The organism is Roseateles sp. GW835-FHT13E02 (genome assembly GCF_058794035.1).
In genome coordinates, this window is sequence record NZ_JBXAGJ010000020.1 from 94,042 (window position 1) to 115,059 (window position 21,018).

At 65.6% G+C, this 21,018-nt stretch carries 19 protein-coding genes and 1 pseudogene; 7 read left to right on the forward strand and 13 right to left on the reverse strand.

Features of this window, described 5'->3' with window-relative positions:
* Positions 1 to 40 precede the first annotated feature (40 nt).
* From AC1Q6P_RS18615 to AC1Q6P_RS18625, 3 genes are all read left to right on the forward strand, one after another.
* Positions 41 to 1,357 carry a hypothetical protein gene (locus tag AC1Q6P_RS18615; protein ID WP_492665386.1) on the forward strand — a complete coding sequence of 439 codons (1,317 nt, stop codon included), beginning with the start codon at positions 41 to 43 and terminating at the stop codon, positions 1,355 to 1,357.
* 189 nt (positions 1,358 to 1,546) lie between these two features.
* Positions 1,547 to 2,161, forward strand: a complete 615-nt coding sequence (locus AC1Q6P_RS18620) for a hypothetical protein (protein WP_492665385.1) — start codon at positions 1,547 to 1,549, stop codon at positions 2,159 to 2,161.
* A gap of 58 nt (positions 2,162 to 2,219) precedes the next feature.
* On the forward strand, positions 2,220 to 2,867 hold the full coding sequence (locus AC1Q6P_RS18625) for a tRNA-uridine aminocarboxypropyltransferase (protein WP_492665384.1): 648 nt from the start codon (positions 2,220 to 2,222) through the stop codon (positions 2,865 to 2,867).
* Here the strand turns inward: AC1Q6P_RS18625 and AC1Q6P_RS18630 are convergent.
* Together AC1Q6P_RS18630 and AC1Q6P_RS18635 are read right to left on the reverse strand one after the other, a co-directional pair.
* Entirely contained in the window at positions 2,850 to 4,775 is a 1,926-nt protein-coding gene (locus AC1Q6P_RS18630; RefSeq protein ID WP_271007949.1) for a B12-binding domain-containing radical SAM protein, read from the reverse strand. The genes AC1Q6P_RS18625 and AC1Q6P_RS18630 overlap by 18 nt on opposite strands.
* 90 nt (positions 4,776 to 4,865) lie before the next feature.
* Complete coding sequence (locus AC1Q6P_RS18635) at positions 4,866 to 6,278, reverse strand: TIGR03790 family protein (RefSeq protein ID WP_492665383.1); 1,413 nt, start codon at positions 6,276 to 6,278, stop codon at positions 4,866 to 4,868.
* Between the two features lie 518 nt (positions 6,279 to 6,796).
* On the opposite strand from AC1Q6P_RS18635, the gene AC1Q6P_RS18640 reads away from it, so the two are divergent.
* Both AC1Q6P_RS18640 and AC1Q6P_RS18645 read left to right on the forward strand, forming a co-directional pair.
* Positions 6,797 to 7,555, forward strand: coding sequence for a sulfite exporter TauE/SafE family protein (locus tag AC1Q6P_RS18640; RefSeq protein ID WP_102768579.1), 759 nt, complete (start codon positions 6,797 to 6,799; stop codon positions 7,553 to 7,555).
* Positions 7,556 to 7,623: 68 nt separating this feature from the next.
* On the forward strand, positions 7,624 to 8,445 hold the full coding sequence (locus tag AC1Q6P_RS18645; protein WP_102768580.1) for an HDOD domain-containing protein: 822 nt from the start codon (positions 7,624 to 7,626) through the stop codon (positions 8,443 to 8,445).
* A gap of 30 nt (positions 8,446 to 8,475) precedes the next feature.
* On the opposite strand, the gene AC1Q6P_RS18650 is transcribed toward AC1Q6P_RS18645, so the two are convergent.
* From AC1Q6P_RS18650 to recA, 11 genes and pseudogenes are all read right to left on the reverse strand, one after another.
* Positions 8,476 to 9,849 carry a GGDEF domain-containing protein gene (locus AC1Q6P_RS18650; RefSeq protein ID WP_492665382.1) on the reverse strand — a complete coding sequence of 458 codons (1,374 nt, stop codon included), beginning with the start codon at positions 9,847 to 9,849 and terminating at the stop codon, positions 8,476 to 8,478.
* Between the two features lie 272 nt (positions 9,850 to 10,121).
* Positions 10,122 to 10,775, reverse strand: a complete 654-nt coding sequence (locus AC1Q6P_RS18655; RefSeq protein ID WP_102768582.1) for an FHA domain-containing protein — start codon at positions 10,773 to 10,775, stop codon at positions 10,122 to 10,124.
* Positions 10,776 to 10,911: 136 nt separating this feature from the next.
* On the reverse strand, positions 10,912 to 11,700 hold the full coding sequence (locus tag AC1Q6P_RS18660; RefSeq protein ID WP_102768583.1) for a Stp1/IreP family PP2C-type Ser/Thr phosphatase: 789 nt from the start codon (positions 11,698 to 11,700) through the stop codon (positions 10,912 to 10,914).
* A complete protein-coding gene (locus AC1Q6P_RS18665; RefSeq protein ID WP_492665381.1) occupies positions 11,697 to 12,782 on the reverse strand; it encodes a serine/threonine-protein kinase in 1,086 nt (361 codons plus the stop codon). Before AC1Q6P_RS18665 ends, AC1Q6P_RS18660 begins: the two co-directional genes overlap by 4 nt.
* Positions 12,783 to 12,817: 35 nt before the next feature.
* On the reverse strand, positions 12,818 to 13,552 hold the full coding sequence (locus tag AC1Q6P_RS18670; RefSeq protein ID WP_102768585.1) for a TerC family protein: 735 nt from the start codon (positions 13,550 to 13,552) through the stop codon (positions 12,818 to 12,820).
* Between the two features lie 228 nt (positions 13,553 to 13,780).
* Positions 13,781 to 14,674 carry a succinate--CoA ligase subunit alpha gene (sucD, locus tag AC1Q6P_RS18675; RefSeq protein ID WP_102768586.1) on the reverse strand — a complete coding sequence of 298 codons (894 nt, stop codon included), beginning with the start codon at positions 14,672 to 14,674 and terminating at the stop codon, positions 13,781 to 13,783.
* 31 nt (positions 14,675 to 14,705) lie between these two features.
* On the reverse strand, positions 14,706 to 15,866 hold the full coding sequence (gene sucC, locus AC1Q6P_RS18680) for an ADP-forming succinate--CoA ligase subunit beta (RefSeq protein WP_102768587.1): 1,161 nt from the start codon (positions 15,864 to 15,866) through the stop codon (positions 14,706 to 14,708).
* A 23-nt stretch (positions 15,867 to 15,889) separates the two neighbouring features.
* Positions 15,890 to 16,492 carry a DUF2889 domain-containing protein gene (locus AC1Q6P_RS18685; RefSeq protein ID WP_492665380.1) on the reverse strand — a complete coding sequence of 201 codons (603 nt, stop codon included), beginning with the start codon at positions 16,490 to 16,492 and terminating at the stop codon, positions 15,890 to 15,892.
* 210 nt (positions 16,493 to 16,702) lie between these two features.
* The gene (locus tag AC1Q6P_RS18690; protein ID WP_492703289.1) at positions 16,703 to 17,083 is read right to left on the reverse strand and encodes a regulatory protein RecX; all 381 of its coding nucleotides are present in this window, start codon (positions 17,081 to 17,083) and stop codon (positions 16,703 to 16,705) included.
* 162 nt (positions 17,084 to 17,245) lie between these two features.
* Positions 17,246 to 17,341 (reverse strand): annotated as a pseudogene (locus AC1Q6P_RS18695) (recombination regulator RecX); the annotation flags it as partial.
* A 131-nt stretch (positions 17,342 to 17,472) separates the two neighbouring features.
* The gene (gene recA, locus AC1Q6P_RS18700; RefSeq protein ID WP_492665379.1) at positions 17,473 to 18,513 is read right to left on the reverse strand and encodes a recombinase RecA; all 1,041 of its coding nucleotides are present in this window, start codon (positions 18,511 to 18,513) and stop codon (positions 17,473 to 17,475) included.
* Positions 18,514 to 18,795: 282 nt separating this feature from the next.
* Between recA and AC1Q6P_RS18705 the strand changes: the two genes are divergently transcribed.
* Both AC1Q6P_RS18705 and AC1Q6P_RS18710 read left to right on the forward strand, forming a co-directional pair.
* Entirely contained in the window at positions 18,796 to 19,473 is a 678-nt protein-coding gene (locus tag AC1Q6P_RS18705; protein ID WP_102768590.1) for a response regulator transcription factor, read from the forward strand.
* Positions 19,474 to 19,509: 36 nt separating this feature from the next.
* On the forward strand, positions 19,510 to 21,015 hold the full coding sequence (locus AC1Q6P_RS18710; protein WP_102768591.1) for a sensor histidine kinase: 1,506 nt from the start codon (positions 19,510 to 19,512) through the stop codon (positions 21,013 to 21,015).
* Positions 21,016 to 21,018 lie beyond the last annotated feature (3 nt).

The following is a 21,018-nucleotide window of genomic DNA, read 5'->3' on the forward strand; positions in this document are numbered from 1 at the left end:
CGAACGGTCGGAGCGCGGCTTTGCTGGCAGACTGACTGCCATGAAGTTTGCGTCTCTCGACCCCGCCTCCGTCTCGCCTCGCCGCTCGCGCCGGCTCTGGCCCTGGCTCTTGCTCAGCCCCCTGCTTCTGATCGCAATCGCCGCCACACTGGCCGTGCAAAGCCGGCCCCTTGTCGAGCCTATCGACGGCGGCCTGAAACCCGAAGAGATCCAGAGCACCAAGGACTTTCTGCGCCGCAATGACCCGCGCCGCCTCCAAGCCAGCCCGCATCGCCTGCTGCGCATCGAGGAGCGCCAGCTCAATCTGATGCTCATGCAACTGGCCCAGCGCTACGGCCAAGGCCGCGGGGCTGCGCAGATCCAGCTGCAGGCGGGCACGGCCCGACTGCAAGCCAGCTTGCAGATGCCGGCGCTGGGGGTCTGGCTGAATCTGGAGGCCCGGCTGAGCCAGACACTTGCCCTGCCCCAGGTGGAAGAACTGCGCCTGGGCCACCTGCCCTTGCCAGCCTGGCTGGCGGAAGCGGCCTTGCGGCGGGGGCTGGGCCATCTGGCCTTGTCGGTTCAGGCCCAACGGGCCGGCGAACTGGTGGAGTCCCTGCGCTTCAATCCCCAGGAGCTGCTGCTCGGCTACCACTGGCAAGCCGACAGCCTGGATCATGTGCTGGGCGCCTTCTGGACCCCGGACGAACAGGAGCGAGCCCAAGCCTACAACCGGCGCCTGGTCGAGATCAGTGCAGCCTACCCGCCGGGCAGCTCAGTTTCCCTGGCACTCCTGATGCCGCCCATCTTCGAGCTGGCCCGCGCCCGCAGCGAAGCCCCGGACGCCGACCCCGTGGCCGAGAACCGCGCCGCCTTGCTGACCCTGGCCCTGTTTTCCACCGGCCAACGCTGGAGCAAGCTGCTGCCCAGCGCCCGCGCCTGGCCGCAGCCGCTGCCGCGCATGGTGACCCTGGCAGGGCGCGATGATTTCCCCCAGCATTTCCTGGTCTCGGCCGTGCTGGCGCTGGAAGGCAGCGGGCCGCTGGCCGATGCCATCGGGGTCTACAAGGAAGTGGCGGATTCGCGCGGCGGCAGCGGCTTCAGTTTCAACGACATCGCCGCCGACCGGGCCGGCACCCGCTTCGGCCTGCTGGCCAAGGACGCCCCGCGCAGCCTGCAAGCCTTGATGCGGGTCGGTTTGCACGAGCTGGATTTCATGCCCGGCGTGGCCGACCTGCCCGAGTTCCTCAGCGCCGAGGCCTTCCAGCAGCGCTACGGCGGCATCGATGCGCCCGCCTACCGGCAGATGATGGCCGAGATCGAGTCTCGCATCGCGGCCTTGCCTCTGCTTCAGCGGGCCAACGTTCCCAGGCTTTGAGCGCAAACACCCGGCCTTGAACAGCGGACCGAGGGCCGAAAAACGTGACGGATTCAACGCTTGCGCCATCTACGCGAGCTGCGGTCCCCCGGTCTGCGGGTGCGCGGCCTCTGGGCGGCCAACAGTGCGGCACCCAGAATCGAGTTGACGCATTTGTCATCCTCAGACGTACGGAGCCAACGCATCGCCATGGGCAGCGAAATCAGAACCGCAAGACGCATCTGGTCCTTTGTGTCCGGCGCCTTGCTCTACCTCAGCGCCCTGGGGTTGGCTCACAGCCTGGCCAGTCAACGTTGGCCTTTGAGTCTGCAAAGCCTTTTGGGTGGCAGCGGCAGTTGGACGCTGCAGCTTGCCCAGGCTGTGTTGATCGCGGTGCTGCTCTACGGCATGGCCTGGGTCTGGGCCTTCTACACCGTGCGGCCGCAGCGCGGCCACAGCCGCCACCCGACCACGGCCTGGTGCCTGGGTGGCATGGGCTTGGCCTGGTTGCTGGCCTTGCTGGCCGGCGTGCTGGAAGTCAGCAGCCGCGCCGGTGGCTACCAGCCCTCGCTGACCGGCCTGCTGCTCTCATCCACCGTGCCGCCGCTCTGGGGTTCGCTGAACGGCGTGGCGGTGCTGCTGGCCATCCTCTCGGCCGGCCGCTGGTCGGCGCGGCTGCGTCGGCAGCGCAAGGCACGGCAATCTCAGCTGAATTCGCAGCTGAGCTCGCAACTGGAATCGGACTTGGACTCCGACCTCGATTCCGAGCTGGACTCGCGCCCGCAGCGCGGTCTGGCGGGGGCTCCAGCGCGCCAGGCAGCCTGAGCCCGCACGGCGCCACAGGCCGCTGCAGCGGCACGCCTGTGTTCTGATCACGGCCGCCATGCCGACCGATCTTTCGCCTGAAGCGTCTCCGCCCCCAGCCGGGCGCCCGCGCTGCCCTCGCTGCGAGCTGCCCACCCCGAGCTGCCTGTGCCGCTGGGCGCAGGCCATCGACAACCCGGTCGAACTCTTGCTGCTGCAGCACCCGCAGGAACAGCACCAGGCCAAGGGTTCGGCGCGTCTGCTGCGCTTGAGCCTGGCCCGCTGCCGCCTGTGGGTGGGCGAGCAATTCGACCCGGCCGCGCTGCAGGCCGCCCTGCATCAAGACGGGCGGCATGCCCTGCTGCTCTACCCGCCCACGCCGGGCCAGACCGAGCCGATGTTCGAGCCCACGACGAACGATGACCGACCGCTGCGCCTGGTCGTGATCGACGCCACCTGGCGCAAGAGCCGCAAGATGCTCTGGCTCAACCCGGCCCTGCAAGCCCTGCCGCGGCTGACCCTGCAAGACCCGCCACCCTCCCGCTATGCCGACCACCGCAAGGCGGAGCGGGCCGAGCAGCGCTCGACGCTGGAGGCGGCTGTGCTGGCCTTGCAGACACTGGAAACCCAAGCTGAGCGCTACGAGCCCCTGCTGCAGGCATTCAGCGCCTGGCTGAACGAGCGGCAGGAGCGCGTGCGGCCTCGACCGTCAATGCGCCTGCGTTAGGGCGCGGGCAATGCGGTGGCGCGCCACCGTGGTCTTGGGCACCTTGATGCTGAACCAGCTGCGCACGTCCTGCTCCAGGCCGATGCCGTGCATGTAGTTGTAAATGGCTTTCTTGAGCGCCTGGCCCAGCACATCGTGATCCACGCCCGTGGGGTCGACAAAGCCGACATCGTTCTTGGCGAAAGGGCTGGGCGGCAGGGGCAGCAGTTGCACGCCGAACTCTTCCGGCTTCTGGCCCACGGGCGAGTGCACGGTGCAGGCAAAGCGGTGGAAAAAGCCGCTCTGGATGCAGCCGTTCTCGAACAACTGGCGCACATATTCAAGCGCGTCGACCGTGTCCTGCACGGTCTGGGTCGGAAAGCCGTACATCAGGTAGGCATGGACCAGGATGCCGGCGTCGGTGAAGGCCTTGGTCACGCGCGCGACCTGGTCGACCGAGACGCCTTTTTTCATCAGGTTCAGCAATCGGTCGGACGCAACCTCCAAGCCACCCGAGATGGCGATGCAGCCGCTGTCGGCCAGCTGCTGGCAAAGCTCCGGGCTGAAGGACTTCTCGAAGCGGATATTGCCCCACCAGGAGATGCCCAGCTGGCGCGCTTGCAACTCAGCAGCGAGCGCCTTCAAGGCCTTGGGCGGCGCGGCTTCGTCGACGAAGTGGAAACCGGTCTGGCCGGTCTCGGCGACGATGGACTCGATGCGGTCCACGAGGGTCGCGGCCGATGCACCCTCATAGCGCGAGATGTAGTCGAGGCTGACGTCGCAGAAGCTGCACTTCTTCCAGTAGCAGCCGTGCGCCACGGTCAGTTTGTTCCAGCGCCCATCGGACCAGAGCCGGTTCATGGGGTTGAGCATGTCCAGCAGGGACAGATAGCGGTCCAGCGGCAGACCGTCCCAGGTGGGCGTTCCCACCTCGGCAAACGCGATGTCGGGCTCGACGAAGTTGATGTAGCGGACCTGGCCGTCTTCGCGCACAAAAGTGCGCACCAGGCGCTGGCGCGAGCGACGGCCTTGCAGATGCTCCAGCAGCGCCAGCAGGGGGCGCTCGCCGGCGTCCAGGGTCAGGTAGTCGAAGTAGTCGAACACGCGCGGCTCGCTGAGCTCGCGCAGCTCGGTGTTGACGAAGCCACCGCCCAGGGCCAGCACCACGCCAGGGTGCTCGGCCTTGATCGCCTGGGCGATGCGGAAGGCGGCATAGACCGCGCCCGGGAAGGGCACCGAGATCAGCACCAGCTGCGGCTGGTGCTTGGACACGGCGGCCAGGGCCAGGGTGCGCAGGGTTTCATCGACCAGATTCAGCGGCGCGGCCAAAGCCTCAGCCAATGGGTCGAAGGTGGGCTGGCTGGTGGCCAGGGACTCGGCATAGCGGACGAACTCGAAGCGTGGGTCCACCGCCTCGCGCAGCACATCGGCCAGGTCGTTCAGATAAAGCGTGGCCAGGTGGCGCGCCCGGTCCTGCAGGCCCAAGGCACCGAAGGCCCAGGCAAGCGGGTCGCCGCCTTCCTCGTCGACATAAACATCGAGCGAATCAAAGCGCGGGCCCTCGGGCAGGAAGGCGCGGCTGTTGATGCGGTGCGCCAGGGTCGGGTCGCGCCCCTGCAGAAACGCGATGGTCGGCGTGATGGTCGAGAGATAACGGTCAAAGTAGACGTCAAAGCCCTGGACCATGGGCGTGCGCTGCTCGGGCGCCAGAGCCTGGATGCGCTCGCGCAGGGCCAGCAAGCCGGCGCGCGAAAACAGCTGCAACATCAGGGCCAGGGCCAGGTCCTCCTGCACCGCATCGATCTGGCGCGAGCGCAGAAAGCCGGTCAGGTAAGCCGTGGACGGATACGGCGTGTTCAGCTGCGTCATCGGCGGGATGAGCGACAACACGCGAAAGCTGGAGGGCGAGAGAGGAGGCGTCGAGGACATGAAGACAGGGCCGGCAGGGTGTGCCATTTTGCCAGCCGGGCCTCCCGCCCGTACGCTCAGGCGATCACAGGCAATGCAGGCAGCACAGGATCAGGGGCTGCTCGCCAAAGTGCATTGCTGGCTGGGCTGGGCCGGGCAGGGGCCGCGCCAGCGCAGGGCCGTGGCTGTGGCCGGCGGCAAGGGGGCGCTGAGGTTCTGCACTTCGGCCTTGCTGGGCTTGAAGCTGGCCAGGGTGATCCAGCTGCCGGCAGCGCCGATCTGGTAGTCCAGGCTGTAGCTCGCGCCCGGGCGCAGGGCGCGGCTGCTGATCAGGTATTGGCTGCCCTCCAGCTTGAAGCTGGGGGTGTCGGCAAACGGTCGCGCCAGTGGCTCGCCGACGAACAAGCCTTGGCCCGGCTGCTGCACGGACTTCCAGTACGCCTCGATCAAGGTGGCGCCGCGGTAGTACTGGTCGATCAACACCGAGGCTTTGGAGAACTTCTGCGTGAAATTGCAGGGCTCCTCGACCGTGCCGTAACTGCCGGTGAGGCCGGCGTCGAGCCAGGCGAGGACCGAGGTTTGCCCCCCGCCGTTGGGAAAGAGTGCGCCGTACGAGGTCAGTGAGTCTCCGACCGCCCCGGGTTGGTAGGTGTTGGTGGCCAAGCCCGGCGTCAGCTCCAAGCCGGTGAAATAGAACAGAACGCCGCTGCTGCCCTGCACGCTGTCACGCGATCCGCCCGCCGAGTTGTCCAGGAAATTGAGCTTGAGTCGGCCGGACCAGAGGCCTGGCAAAGCGCTGAAGTCACTCCAACGGGTGCTGCGCAGATTGTCACTGGTGCGCAGGAGATACCCATCGCCCAAGGGCTGGCTGGCATCGGCCTTGACGCCGCGGTCAATCAGCGCCTTGGCGACCTCCAGGCTGCGGGCGCCCAGCATCATGGCCGGCCGGACCTGATGGTCAGTCCAAGGCTGGGTGGAATCCGAGTCGAAGTAGGCCGAGGCCTGGGTGGCGAGGCAGCTGCCGGCGGGCGAGACACAGGACTTCGCGTCATAGCCGAACGCCAAAGCGCTGGTGATGCCCATGGCACAAGTGCCCACCACGCGCGACGGCGCGGTCCAGGTCAGCATCAAGGCCTGAATCCCTGACGGCAGCTTGGCGTCGATCTCAGCCTTGAGGGTGGCGAAGTCACTGGCCGAAATGGCATCGGATTTGGTGGGCAGCTTGACGCGAATCAAGTTGGTGGCCGGCACGCCACGGGCGCTGAGGTAGTAGGCCGCAATGGATTCACCGAGCGCATCGCCTTCAGCCACCAGAACGGCCAGATCGGCCGGCACCAGGCCGGCGCGCGGCAGGCTGAGGCCATAGGTGCTGGTGGCACTGGGCGCTGGCGTGGGTGTGCTCCCTGTGCTGTTACTGCCGCCGCCCCCTCCTCCACAGGCTTGCAAGCTCAGCAGCACGGCGCACATCAGACCGAAACGCACACGGCGGCCCAGCCAAGAAAGAAGATTGGAGAGTGGACTCACGACAGCGTTCATGGGCCGGATGTTTTCACAGGCCTTGCGGGTTCGAAGACAAGAATTGCAAACCGTTTTCCGCCTTCCGGATCTACAAGTGCCGACCCGCATGCTGTGCAGAAATGCCACACATGCGCTCTTTGGCGTGCCGAGCGCCCCCATATTTGCAGGACCGGCAGCCCCAGGCCGGGGCATGCATTCGCAGCCCCAGAGACGGTGAAAACTCACCGGCATCAAAAGTGTGCACACGCTTACTTCACTATCTTGGTGCGAAATGCCCGTAAAAACCCCAAGTGCGTGCACAGGGCCAGCTGCCTACATTCGCATCACTCGATGCACAGGCCGTGCGAACGGACGGTGCCAGGCGGGGCTGAGGAGACAAACTCAAGTTGTAGTGATAGCACGACGTATAAAGTGACACAGTCACAATCGACGGGCACCTGAAGCCACTTCAGGTGCCCGTTTCATTTGCGGCTCTCGTGGCCGCGCTCGCTGGCCCCGCCGCGCCCTGCTCCGAACGCTTCTCCATGGATTTGCTGACTGTCGCCCTTGCCTCGCTCCTGGCTGGATTCATTGATGCGGTGGTGGGCGGAGGCGGCTTGGTGCTGGTGCCCGCCCTGTTCAGCGTTTATCCGCAAACCGCGCCGGCCACCTTGTTCGGCACCAACAAAGGCGCCTCGATCTGGGGCACTGCCTGGGCCACGCTTCAATATGCCAAGCGTGTCCAGCTAAACTGGTCCGCCCTGCTACCGGCAGCAGCCCTGGCCATGGTGGGCGGCTTCGGCGGCGCCTGGCTGGTCACTCAGATTGACCCCGGCTTCCTGCGTCGCGCCTTGCCGGTGATCCTGTTGGCCGTCTTGATCTACACCCTGGTGCGAAAGGACATGGGACGGCACCATGCGCCTCGGCACCAGGGCTGGCGCGAAACCGCGGTCGCCGGTGCTATTGCCCTGCTGATCGGTTTCTATGACGGCTTTTTCGGCCCTGGCACCGGCAGCTTCTTCGTCTTCCTGTTCGTGCGCTTGCTGGGTTACGACTTTCTCCATGCCTCGGCCACCGCCAAGCTGATGAATACAGCCACCAACGCCGCTGCCTTGATGTTGTTTGGCAGCACCGGCCACATCTGGTGGCAGGTCGCTCTGGTGATGGCCGTGGCCAATGTGATTGGCAGCCTGTTCGGCACCCGCATGGCCTTGGCGCGTGGCGCCGGCTTTGTGCGCTCGATGTTCGTGCTGGTGGTGTCGGCCCTGATCCTGAAAACGGCCTGGGACGCCTTCTTTCGCTGAGCTTTTTGTAACCAGCCCCTGCGCCAGTCCCGCTACCATTGGGGCCAAACAGGGAAGGACCACCCACCATGCCAGTCGATCCGAATTTGCGCACACTCGACATCGAGATCCCCACCCAGCCTGAAGTACTGGTGCAGCTGTCGATGCTGATGTCCGAGGAGGACATCGATCTGAACGCCATCTCGTCCCTGGTGGAGACCGATATGGCCCTGGCGGCCGCAGTGCTCAAAGCGGTCAATTCCTCGCTTTACGGCTTGCGGGGCCGGGTGCAAACCGTACAGCAGGCGCTGACCTATCTGGGGCTGCGCGAGGTCTCCGCCATCACGTTTGAGATGGGCTTGCGCGCGGCTTTCCCGCCCGCTGCGGAGCTGGAACCGGTCTGGCAACGCGCGGCCGAGCGCGGCCTGATGATGGGTCGCATGGGCCAGATGCTGGGCGTGGATCCTTGGGCCGCCCATTCCGCGGGTTTGTTCGAGGAATGCGGCAAGGCCGTGCTCTACCGGCATGCGCCGTCGCATTACCCCGCCATGCTGCGCGCGGCCGGATCTGATGCAGAGCTCGTGCAGTTGGAGCGCACCGCCTTCGGCGTCAGCCACGATGCGCTCGGGGCGGCACTGTGCGAAAGCTGGGGCCTGGCGCCAGCGGCCGTGGCGAGTGTGCGCCACCATGTCGAAGTGCAAGCCACCTTGCAAATGCCCGACACCCTGCAGCGGCGCGGCATCAGTGCCATCTCAACCATCGCCAGCGTGCTGCTGAGTGACGTGACCCAATTGGAAACCGTGGCACATGAAATCGCACCTCAGGCCTCGCTGGACGAAGCCCTGATGCTGCGCGCCGCCCGCCGCATCACCGAGCAGCTGGAAACTGCCAAGGAACACGAGCGCGGCTGAACCCGCCAGCCCCGGGGCGGGCTTTGAAAATCAGACGCGCTCGGCCAAGCTGCTGGATGAAGCCAGGCTGATCCGGTCACGACCGGCATGCTTGGCGATGTAGAGCGCCTCATCGGCCGCTTGCATCAAAGCTTGCGGGCTCAGATAGGGATGCGCCGGGCTGTAGGCCGCCAGGCCGATGCTCACCGTCAGCCACGGGCCACTCACACCGCCCTCATGCGGCAGGGCCAGGGCACGCAGCTCTTCGCGCAGCTGCTCCAAAAGCTCTTGCGTGACGTCCAGGCCGAAGCCGGGCAGCAAGGCCACAAACTCTTCCCCACCCAGGCGGGCCACGAAATCGGTGTCACGCTTGAAGCGCTCGCTGAGCAGTTGCGCGAAACGCTGCAACACCAGATCGCCCGCGGCTGCGCCGTAGCGTTCGTTGTAGCTCTTGAAATGGTCGAGGTCGAGCACCGCCAGCGCCAGCTGGCCGCGCTGCCGCTGGGCGCGCTTGAACTCGCGTCGCAAGGCTTCGTCGAACTCGCGCCGATTGGCCAGACCGGTCAAGGCATCGGATCGGCTGAGACTGCCCAGTTCGCGGTTCTTTTGCTCCAAAGCCTGCTGTGCCGCCAGCAATTGCTGGCTCTGGGCCTGCAGTTGCTGCTGCAATTGGGAGACGCGCTGGCTTTCGTCCTGCCATTGCAGCCACAGGCCCTGCTGCACCCGCGCCAGCGAGCGCGAGACGCGCGCCAGCTCCGCCGGCTGTTCGGCCAAGGCCGCATGGCTCAAAGCCTGCGGTGCATCAAGCGGATCCAGCTCATCCGCGCGATCGGCCAGTCGACGCAAAGGCCGCAGCATCATGCGATCCAGCACCAGCATCAGACTCAGGCTCAACAACATCACCAGCGCCAGATCGCGCAAAAGCAGGGCCGGCAAGGCCTCTCGCATGAAAGCCCGTTGCGCCGCTTCTTCTTGCGCCAACACCTGCACCAGGGCACCGCCCGAGGCCGGCGGGCCGAGCTCGAAATCGATCTGACGCACATCGGCCTGACCACGCAGGCTGGCATCACCACTGGCAAGCACCGCGCCGCTCGAAGTCTTCAGCTCGACCGACAACACCCCAGGCCGCGCCTTGAGCTTGTCGATCAACACCTGGGTGGCACCGCCCGGCCGCTCCCCCGCGCTGAGCTCAGCCATGCTGCTGGCGAGGGCTTGACCGTAGACCTTGGGCAGGGCCAACAGTTCGGCCTCGAAGGCCGCGGCATGCGCCTGGGCCTGATGGCGCAGATGGATGGCATCCGTCACGCCCACCAGAAACACGCTCAGCAGCAGGACCACCCAGACCGTGCGGCGCCGCAAGGACGTGCCCGGGGGCTGGCGATGCGGCAAGGTCAGATCGGCAGCGGATGACGTATCGAAACTCACAGCGGCCTTTCGAAAGCAAGGGCGGCACCCGATACGCTGGCGTGGCGCAGGCGGCATCCAGCCCGCGCAGACGCGATCAGTTTGCAAGTCAATGATCTTGGCCAGGCAGCGGTGCCATGCCCATGCGACTGCCTGTGTGACAGATTGTGCACGGCGCATTGCGCACAAAGGCGGGCGCAACAGCAGGGTTAATCCCAGCTTGGCGCCATTTGCCGGCAATTCAGGCCAACTTTGTGGCGCTCTGAAGCCTGAAACCGGGACGGCCGGGGCGATCAGCCCTGCACGAACTGCATTTGCGTGCCGGCCAACTCGATCACATCACCGCTCTTGAGGGCGACCGACTCGCTGGTCAGCGGCACGCCATTGACATTGGGCCGTGCAGCACCTTCCACATGGGCGAACACATAACCGCTGGGGCGCTTGGTGATGGAGGCCACCTGCACGCCAGGCTTGCCGACGGTGGTGACCACCTTGGTCAGACTGACCTCACGACCGGCTGCGGCACCGGTGAGCACCCGAATGGTGGCTGGTGCGGCCGCCGAGGCCGAGGGCAGGGAGCCGAAATTGGATGGCAGACCGAAGCCGCTGGGCGCACCCGAGCCAGGCTTCAGGATCATGGTCTTTTCGTAGTCGCCGCTGTCCTCGAGCAGGAACTTGATCTTGTACTTGCCGATCTCGACGATGTCGTTGTTGGCCAGCAGCTGCTTCTTGATCGCCTTGCCGTTGATGTAGGTGCCGTTGGTCGAATTGAGGTCTTCGATGAAGACATCGGCGCCCACCATCTGCAGCACGGCATGCTCACCGCTGACCGCGAGGTTGTCGATCACGATATCGTTGTAGGGCCGGCGCCCGAGCGTGGTCTTGTCCTTTGTGATCTGCACGTCCTTGATCACCACGCCGTCGAGCGACACCACCAGCTTGCCCATGCTTTGACCTCGATCCTGTTGTCTTCTTACTTGTGTTGGCGGCAGCCCTCTGTGCGCCGCAAGAGTTGTGACTGCTACAGACGATGCCCGAGTCGGCGACCGGTCGCGACAGGCCTCACGGCCGAAAACCAGCCCATCAGCGCTTGCCAAACGGCCACCAGGCCCGCCCTTCCGACCGCACGCGGCCCTCGGCACGAACCAGCACCAGCGCGATATTATCCCGGCCGCCCATGTCATTGGCCCCATCTATCAAGGCTTGGGCCGCTTCGGACAGCGAAGGGTGGTTTATCAACAACTGGCGCAGGGCATCGTCGTCCAGCATATCGGACAGACCGTCCGAGCAGAACAGGTAGAGATCCCCAGGTTGAACTTCATGCTGGTGCAACTCCAGCATGACAGCGTCTTCTACGCCGACCGCGCGCGTGACCAGATTCTTGTTGCTGGAGAAGACTGCCTCTTCAGGCGTCAGCAGGCCAGCGTCGAGCTGCTCTTGCAGCAGGGAATGGTCGCGGCTGATCTGGGTCAGCTGGCCACCGCGCAAGCGGTAGGCGCGTGAATCACCGACGTGCCCCAGCAGCAAGCCCTCGGGCCGGAACACACCCAGCACCAGGGTCGTGCCCATGCCGGCATAACGCGGGTTGGTGTTGGCGGCATTGAAGATGGCGCGGTTGGCGTTGTCCACGCAGATGTCCATGGCGCGACGCACATCGCCGACGCTGGCCGTGGCTCCGGCCTCTTTCAGCCACCGACCCAGCTCGGCTCGGATGAAGCCGGTCAGCATCTGACTCGCCACTTCACCGGCGTTGTAACCCCCCATGCCATCGGCCAGCACCGCCAGACCCACGGACTCATCCAGAGCAACCGAATCCTCGTTGTTGTCGCGGGCGCGGCCGACATCGGTGGCGCTGAAGAACTCCAGGGTCATGGCTTTGTGTCTGGTTGCGATGCGGGGGGATTTTGCCCTGCTTCCGCCTTATTCAAGCGGACTGTTTGTGCAAAAGCGTCGACAGTCCCCGACTCGGGCTTCGTCGTCACCGGCACTGGGGCTTCCGTCCCGGAAACGGCCTCTGCCGCCGGCGCGGTGGCCGGCAGTTGCTGCAGCACGGCCTCCAGATCCTGGGCCATCTGCGCGCCGCTGGCATAGCGCAACTCGGGCCGCTTTTCCAGCGCCAGGGCCAGCACCAGCGCGAGCGACTCGGGCAGACCGGGGCGATGGTGGCGCACATCGGGCGGCGGCTCGTTGGCGATCTGGTACATCAGCTTGGCCATGGAATCCGATTGATGCGGCAGGTGGCCGGTCAGCAGCTGGTAGACCATGACGCCGAGCGAATAGAGATCGCTGCGCCCGTCCACCTTGAGCCCGGCCAGTTGCTCAGGCGACATGAAGGACGGCGTGCCCAAAACCAGGCCGGTACGGGTGCGGCTGCCGTCGGCAATGCGGGCGATGCCAAAGTCCATGATCTTGAGGACATCGTGCTCGCGATCCAGCATCACGTTGGCGGGCTTGATGTCGCGGTGCACGACACCCTGGCCATGCGCGTAATCGAGGGCCAGCGCCAGGCGCCGCGCCAAGTGCAGCACCTCACGCAAGGGCAGGAGCTGACCCGGCCGGGTGAAGTGGCTGAGGTCCTTGCCCTGGACATACTCCATCGCGATCCAGGCATCTGCGCCCGCCTCGCCGGCGTCGAGCACATGCAGGATGTCAGGATGCTGCAGATGACCGGCGGCACGAGCCTCGCGCATGAAGCGCTGGCGCACATCGATCAGGTCTTCGGCGGCGAATTCGCGCTGCAGCGCCAGGCGCTTGATGGCCACCAACTGGCCGCTGGCGCGCTCGCGTGCCAGGTGCACCACGGCCATGGCGCCGCGCCCCAACTCACGTTGCAGCTCATAGGCTTGCAGGCCCGGTCCGGCCGGGCTGAGCGTCGGGTAGGCCTCGGGCACCGTCGAGGCTTCGCCATCCACCGTGTCGGGCTTGCCCAGCCACCGTTTCCAGAAACCTGCCATGCCCGTTCACCTGTGTTCTTGCACGCGGCGGCCGCTCAGGCCTCGGCCGGCTTCTGCCGCGAGGCCATCCAGCGGCCCAGCGCCAACACCAGCAGCGCACCCGCCACGCCGGCACCGTAGTGCAGAGCCGGCATCACCTGGCTGCTGCCTTCCTTGGCGCCCGGTACGGTCGGCACCCAGCTGCTCAGGGCCGGGTCACCCACGGCCATGGTGCCCGCGATCCAGCCCAGCAGCATGGCGCCTAGGGTGATGACGGCCGGGAAGCGGTCCATCAACTTGATCACCAGTTGGCTGCCCCAGACGATGATGGGGATGGACACCAGCAGACCAAAGATCACCAGCGGCATCTGGTGGTCGCCGCCGCTGCTTTGCGCCGCACCGGCGATGGCGATCACGTTGTCCAGGCTCATGACGAAATCCGCCACGATCACCGTCTTGACGGCGGCCCAGAGCTTGTCGCTGGCCTGGATGTTGCCGTGCTCGTCTTCATCTTCCGGCACCAGCAGCTTGATGCCGATCCACAGCAGCAAGGCGGCGCCGACAATCTTCAGGTACGGCACCTGCAGCAGGGTCAGGGCAAAGAAGATCAGCACCACGCGCAGCACGATGGCGCCGGCGGTGCCCCAGATGATGCCCTTGGTGCGCTGCGCATCGGGCAGCTTGCGGCAAGCCAGGGCGATGACCACCGCGTTGTCGCCACCCAGCAGGATGTCGATCATGATGATCTGGCCGACGGCCAACCAGAATTCGGGACTCGTCAAGGTGTCCATACTCGTTTCAACAGTTGCTGCCTGCCGGGAGCGCACGCCTGACATCGGCGTCGCGCCCCACTATAGCGAAGGCATGGTTCAAAGCACGCAGGCATGAAAAAAGGGGCTGCTGCCCCTTTTTGCGTGGCTGCACGGCGGAGCGTGCAGTCTGGTGCCAGGCGAGGCCGGCGCGATGCGTGAAATTACGCATTCGGCACCGGCCGGCCGCCGTGGCCAGCTCTCAGCGAATCAGAGCAGGCCCTTGAGCAGCTTGCCCATTTCCGACGGGTTGCGGGTCACGGTGAAACCGCACTCTTCCATGATGGCGAGCTTGGCATCGGCCGTGTCGGCACCACCGGCGATCAGTGCGCCTGCGTGGCCCATGCGCTTGCCCGGAGGGGCGGTCACGCCAGCGATGAAACCGACCACCGGCTTCTTCATGTTCAGCTTGCACCAGCGAGCGGCTTCAGCTTCGTCCGGGCCACCGATTTCACCGATCATGATGACGGCGTCGGTGTCCGGATCGTCGTTGAAGGCCTTCATCACGTCGATGTGCTTCAGGCCGTTGATCGGATCGCCACCGATACCGACGGCGCTGGACTGGCCCAGGCCGATTTCGGTCAGCTGTGCCACGGCTTCGTACGTCAGCGTGCCCGAGCGCGAGACCACGCCGATGCGGCCCTTGCGGTGGATGTGGCCGGGCATGATGCCGATCTTGATTTCATCGGGCGTGATCAGGCCGGGGCAGTTGGGGCCCAGCAGCAAGGTCTTCTTGCCGCCGGCCGCTTCCTTGGCCTTCATCTTGTTGCGGATTTCCAGCATGTCACGGACGGGGATGCCTTCCGTGATGCAGATGGCCAGGTCCAGGTCGGCTTCGACGGCTTCCCAGATGGCAGCAGCGGCGCCTGCGGGCGGCACATAGATCACCGACACGGTGGCGCCGGTTTGCGCAGCCGCTTCCTTGACCGTGGCGTAGATTGGGATGTCCGAGAACTTCTCGCCGGCCTTCTTGGGGTTCACGCCAGCCACAAAGGCGTTCTTGCCGTTGGCATAGGCCTGGCAGCCCAGGGTGTGGAACTGGCCGGTCTTGCCGGTGATGCCCTGGGTGATGACCTTGGTGTCTTTGTTGATGTAAATCGACATGATTTTTTTCCTTGCGTGGGCTTAGGCAGACTCAGGCAACAGCGGCGACGATCTTGGTCGCGGCTTCGGCCATGGTGTCGGCGGCGATGATGGGCAGGCCGGATTCGGCCAGCATCTTCTTGCCCAGCTCTTCGTTGGTGCCCTTCATGCGCACGACCAGCGGCACGGACAGGTTCACGGCCTTGCAGGCAGTGATCACGCCTTCGGCGATGGTGTCGCACTTCATGATGCCGCCGAAGATGTTGACCAGGATGCCCTTCACTTCAGGGTTCTTCAGCATGATCTTGAAGGCTTCGGTGACCTTCTCGGCGGTGGCGCCGCCGCCCACGTCCAGGAAGTTGGCCGGCTCGCCGCCGAACAGCTTGATGGTGTCCATGGTCGACATGGCCAGACCGGCGCCGTTCACCAGGCAGCCGATATTGCCGTCCAGGCTGATGTAAGCCAGGTCGAACTTGGAGGCTTCCACTTCGGCCGGATCTTCTTCGTCCAGATCGCGGTAGGCCACGATTTCAGGATGACGGAACAGGGCGTTGGCGTCGAAGTTGAACTTGGCGTCCAGGGCGATCAGATTGCCCTTGGAATCGCAGTTCAGCGGGTTGATTTCCACCAGCGACGCGTCGGTGTCCATGTAGCACTTGTAGAGCTTCTGGAACAGGTCGACGGCTTGGTCCACCGAGTGGCCCGTCAGGCCGATGCCACCGGCGATCTTCTTGGCTTGCTCGACCGTCAGGCCGACCAGCGGGTCGATCATCTCGGTCAGGATCTTCTCGGGGGTAGAGTGGGCCACTTCCTCGATGTCCATGCCGCCTTCGCTGGAAGCGATGAAGGCCACCTTCTGCGTGCCGCGGTCGGTGACCAGCGAGACGTAGAGTTCGTTCTTGATGTCAGCGCCTTCTTCGATGTAGAGGCGACGCACCTTTTGACCTTCCGGGCCGGTTTGGTGCGTGATCAGCTGCATGCCCAGGATCTGCTCGGACAACGACTTCACGTCATCCAGCGAACGGCCCAGCTTGACGCCGCCGCCCTTGCCACGGCCACCGGCGTGGATCTGCGCCTTGACCACCCAGACCGGGCCGCCCAGCTTTTGAGCGGCTTCAACGGCTTCTTGCACCGTGAAAGCCGGGATGCCGCGCGGCACCGGCACGCCGAACTGGCGCAGGATTTCCTTGCCCTGGTACTCGTGAATCTTCATAGGGGTCTCGCTTGTGAGGAAAGTCAGGAAGTGGAGGCGGGCATCGCGGTGACGGCGGCCAGCGGTGAGGCTGCGTCGGCACTGCGGTACCAGCGAGGGTAATGGGTACGAACGACCTCGCCATCGCGTCGCAGGGCGTGGCAGCGGTCGAGTTGGAAGGGCGGCAGGCCCTCAGCACTGCCTTCACGCACATCCAGCACCAGGCCTGCAAAGGCTTGTATGACGGCGGTGGGCAGGATCTGGCAGAGCTCGGTCAGGTGCGTGCAACCCTTGACGCCAGCCAGACGCTCCTTGAGGCCCAGGCGGAAGCCCTTCATGAGGTTTAGGCCGACCAAGCGGCCGTAGGCATCGCCATGTTCGTCGCACACGCCGGCGTAAGGCATCCAGGTGGTGGCAGAGCGGGCTGCCAGCACATTGAGTTCGGCATCCACCGTCAGCAGGAGCTGCATGGCGTGGATGGGGTCACCGGCCAGGCGCAGACCCGTGGCCAGAGGCAGGTCGCGCGTCTTGGTGTCGGTCAACCCAGCCTCGACCTCATAGAGGCCATCATCGCGTGCATAGACCTGCACATCGATGGCGCGGCGATGCAGCAAACGGCGCTCGGAGGTGGGGGATGAGAGAGACATGGGTGGCAAAACGGCTTCGCAAACCGGCATCTAACGGCATGAAACCGCCGCCCGCCGGGCATTTGCGCAGGGCGAGAATGTAGCATGTCGCACTGCACCAAGCCTTTCACCAAGCTGTCGCGCAGCCAGTTCGGCGGTCGCCCAAGGTGACAATTCACTCAGGGTTGACCCGGATCAAGGACGCAGGGCTGGTGCGGCGGCCGGTCGAGATCAGCTTTCGTCCTCGTCCGCCGGGCCGCGCAAGACGCGGCGCACCACCTCGCTGCCAAAACCCCGGCTGATCAGGAAACGCGTCTGCTTGGCGCGCATGGCGGCATCCTCAGGCCAGCGGCCGGCGAACTTGCGCTGCCAGACCTCTCGGGCTCGGGCCAGCTCGCTGTCCTTGAGGCTGGCCCGCTGTTCGGCGCTCATTTGCACGCCGTGCTGCGCCAGCTCCTGCTGGATGCGCTGGCTGCCGAAGCGTCGTGCCCGCGCATGGATGCGCGCATCGACGAAGCGCTCCTCACTGAGATAGCCTCGCTCCTGCAGCCACAGCAGCAGGGCATCCACCTCGGCGGCAATGGCGGCAGCGGGTTCTTCCGAGTCACCCACTTCGGAGATATCACGCGCGCCACCCTCGTCTTGCTCGCGCGCGCTCAAGCGCTCGGGCGACTCCGGCGACAGCGGCTCGAACCAGGCCGGGCCGCCGCACAGGCTTTCCTTCGCCGAGGCCGACTGGCGCGCAGCGGCAGCCCGCTGATCGCGGGCGATGCGCAGCAGCTTGCGCCGCAGCTCGCTGCGGCTATGCTCACGCTGGGCCAAAAGGGCAATGGCCCGGGCCTTCAGAGAGAGGGGCTGGGCAGCACTCACGAGAAAAGTTGAAGTTCGGGGCTCGGCAGCACACCGGGCAGCCAAGCCGCAGGGCTTCAAGCGCCGCCGCGGCCAGGTGCCCCGAGGCCTGGCAAAACGGTTGCAGGCCGGGCTGCCGCAGCGGGGCGGCCTTACTCGGCCGCTTCGGTCGGATTCAGCAGCGCCACACCCAGGGATTCACGGATGCGGTTTTCGATCTCGCGGCTGATGTCGGGGTTCTCGCGCAGGAACTCGCGGGCGTTGTCCTTGCCTTGACCGATCTTCTCGCCCTGGTAGGCGTACCAGGAGCCCGACTTTTCGACCACCTTGGCAATCACACCCATGTCGATGATTTCGCCTTCGCGGCTGATGCCTTCGCCGTAAAGAATGTCGAACTCGGCGGTCTTGAACGGAGGCGAGACCTTGTTTTTGACGACCTTGACCTTGGTTTCGCTGCCGATGACGTCATCGCCCTTCTTGATCGAGCCGATGCGGCGGATGTCCAGGCGCACCGAGGCGTAGAACTTGAGCGCATTGCCGCCGGTGGTGGTTTCAGGGCTGCCGAACATCACACCGATCTTCATGCGGATCTGGTTGATGAAGATGACCATGCAGTTGGTCTTCTTGATGGTGGCGGTCAGCTTGCGCAGGGCCTGGCTCATCAGGCGGGCTTGCAGACCCGGCAGGGAGTCACCCATTTCGCCTTCGAGTTCGGCCTTGGGCGTCAGCGCGGCCACGGAGTCGACCACGATCAGGTCGACCGAGCCGGAGCGCACCAGGGCGTCGACGATTTCCAGGGCCTGTTCGCCGGTGTCGGGCTGGCTGATCAGCAGCTCTTGCAGATTGACGCCCAGCTTTTGCGCGTACTGGATGTCCAGCGCGTGTTCGGCGTCGATGAAGGCGCAGGTACCGGCCAGCTTTTGCATTTCGGCGATGACCTGCAGGGTCAGGGTGGTCTTGCCCGAGGACTCCGGGCCGTAAATCTCGACCACACGGCCGCGCGGCAGGCCACCGACCCCCAGAGCGATGTCCAGGCCCAGGGAGCCGGTGGAGACGACTTGGATGTCCTCGATCACCTCGCCTTCACCGAGGCGCATGATGGAGCCCTTGCCGAACTGCTTCTCGATCTGGCTGAGGGCGGCTTGCAGGGCCTTGGCTTTTTCGGTGTTGAGGGCTTTGACGGGGGCATCCATGATTCGTTCTCCTGAAAAGGGCTGGGCGGATTATGTCGCAATCTGTATGTTTGTACAGTAGTTTGACGATTGAACTTTGGCAAGCCGTTTCGGCGCTCGCCGTGTCATCGCTGAATCCTAGGGCGCCACTGGCTCACTGGATGAGCCAGCAATTGATGAAGTCAAAATTCGGATGGCGCTTGATTTCACCGCGCACAAGCAGCTGTGAGCCGCCGAAGCCCTGGCTGGCATCCCTAGAATGCGGGAACTAGCCCCCTGGCCATGAGTGATGGAGACTGACGCATGCGCATCCTGATTGCCGAAGATGACCAAGTCCTGGCCGATGCCTTGCTGCGCTCCTTGCGCGCCTCCGGTTATGCGGTGGATCAGGTCGGCAGCGGCACCGAGGCCGATGCGGCCCTGGCTTCGCATGAGTTCGATCTGGTCATCCTGGATCTGGGCCTGCCGCGCCTGCATGGCCTGGAGGTGCTGCGCAAGCTGCGCGCCCGAGGCTCCTCCATGCCGGTGCTGATCCTGACGGCGGCCGACAGCGTCGAGCAACGCGTCAAGGGCCTGGACCTGGGCGCCGACGACTACATGGCCAAGCCCTTCTCACTGCAGGAACTGGAAGCCCGCGTGCGCGCCCTGACCCGGCGCGGCCTGGGCACGGCCTCCTCGGTGATCAAGCATGGCCCGCTGAGTTTCGACGCCACCGGCCGCGTCGCCTATATCAACGACCAGATGATCGAGCTTTCGGCCCGCGAGCTGAGCCTGCTAGAAGTACTGCTGCAGCGCGCCGGCCGCCTGGTCAGCAAGGACCAGCTGGTCGAGCGCCTCTGTGAGTGGGGCGAAGAGGTCAGCAACAACGCGATCGAGGTCTACATCCACCGCCTGCGCAAGAAGATCGAGCAAGGCCCGATCCGCATCGCCACCGTGCGCGGCCTGGGCTACTGCCTGGAAAAGATCCAGCCCGGCGCTTGAAGCCCACGCCCGCGCCCAACCGGAGCCTGCCCCACCATGGCGGCTGAAACCGGCCAACGCTCGCTGTTTGGCGAGATCCTCGATTGGATGCTCGCGCCCTTGCTGCTGATCTGGCCGATCAGCGTGGCCCTGACCTGGCTGGTGGCGCAAGGCATCGCCAGCCGGCCCTACGACCGCGAGCTCGGCGAAATGGCCCGCACCCTGGGCCTGCAAGTGGCCTCGGCCGCGCCGCTGCCCGAGGGGCGCAGCGCCCGCTCCCGCTACGCCCTGGCCCCGGAGGCAGCGGCCCTGCTGCGCGCGGACGAAACCGACACCGTCTACTACCAGGTGCTGGGCCTGCGCGGCGAGCTGCTCAACGGCGATGCCAAGCTGCCCGTGCCGCCCGAGGACGATGTCATCGTGCCCTGGGAGCTGCATTTCCGCGATGAAGACATGGGCAGCGAACGCGTGCGCGTGGCCTACCTCTGGGTGTCGCCCGAGGGCATGGCGGGCAGCACGCAAACCATGCTGGTGCAGGTGGCCGAGACGCTGGGCAAGCGCTCGCGCCTGACCAACGAAATCATCAAGGGCGTGATCCTGCCGCAGTTCGTGATCCTGCCGCTGGCGGTGCTGCTGGTCTGGCTGGCGCTGGCGCGTGGCATTGCCCCGCTCAACGAGCTGCAGCGCCGCATCCGCTCGCGAGAAAGCTCGGACCTGAGCCCCATCGACGAGCGCCGCATCCCCGACGAGGTGGCGCCTCTGGTGCGGGCCATCAACGACCTGCTGGCGCGCCTGGACCAGTCCATCAGCAGCCAGAAGCATTTCCTGGCCGACGCCGCCCACCAGCTCAAGACCCCGCTGGCCGGCCTGCGCACGCAGGCGGAATTTGCCCAGCGCGAGATTGACGAAGGCCGCAGCGAGCCCGCTGAACTGAAGCGTTCGCTGCAACAAATCGCCCTGTCCAGCCAGCGCGCCGCCCACATGGTCAACCAGCTGCTGGCCATGGCCCGGGCCGAGGACCAGGAGCATGCGGCCCGGCGTGGCGAGGTCAATCTGGCCGAGCTGGCCACCGAGACCGTGCGCGACTTCGTGCCGCGCGCGCTCGACAAGCGCATCGACCTGGGCTACGAGGGCCCCGACCCCGAAGCCAGCAGCCTCACCCTGCACGGCCACGCCCTGCTGATCCGCGAGCTGATCCGCAACCTGGTGGACAACGCCTTGCTCTACACGCCGGCCGGCGGCACGGTCACCGTGCGCATCGTCGAAGACCCCTTCGGCCAGGTCAGCGTGCTGCAGGTGGAAGACTCCGGCCCGGGCATTCCCGAGAGTGAGCGGGACAAGGTCTTCCAGCCCTTCTACCGGGCCCTGGGCACCAATGTCGATGGCTCCGGTCTGGGCCTGGCCATCGTGCGCGAGATCGCCCAGCAGCATGAGGCCGAGCTCAGCCTGGACGACACCCGCCCGCGCCGCCCCGGTCAACAGCCCGAACCCGATGGCCAGGGCCCCGGCGCGCGCTTCACCGTGCGCTTCCATGCGCGGCCGGCTCAGCCCGCCACGGAGTGAGGC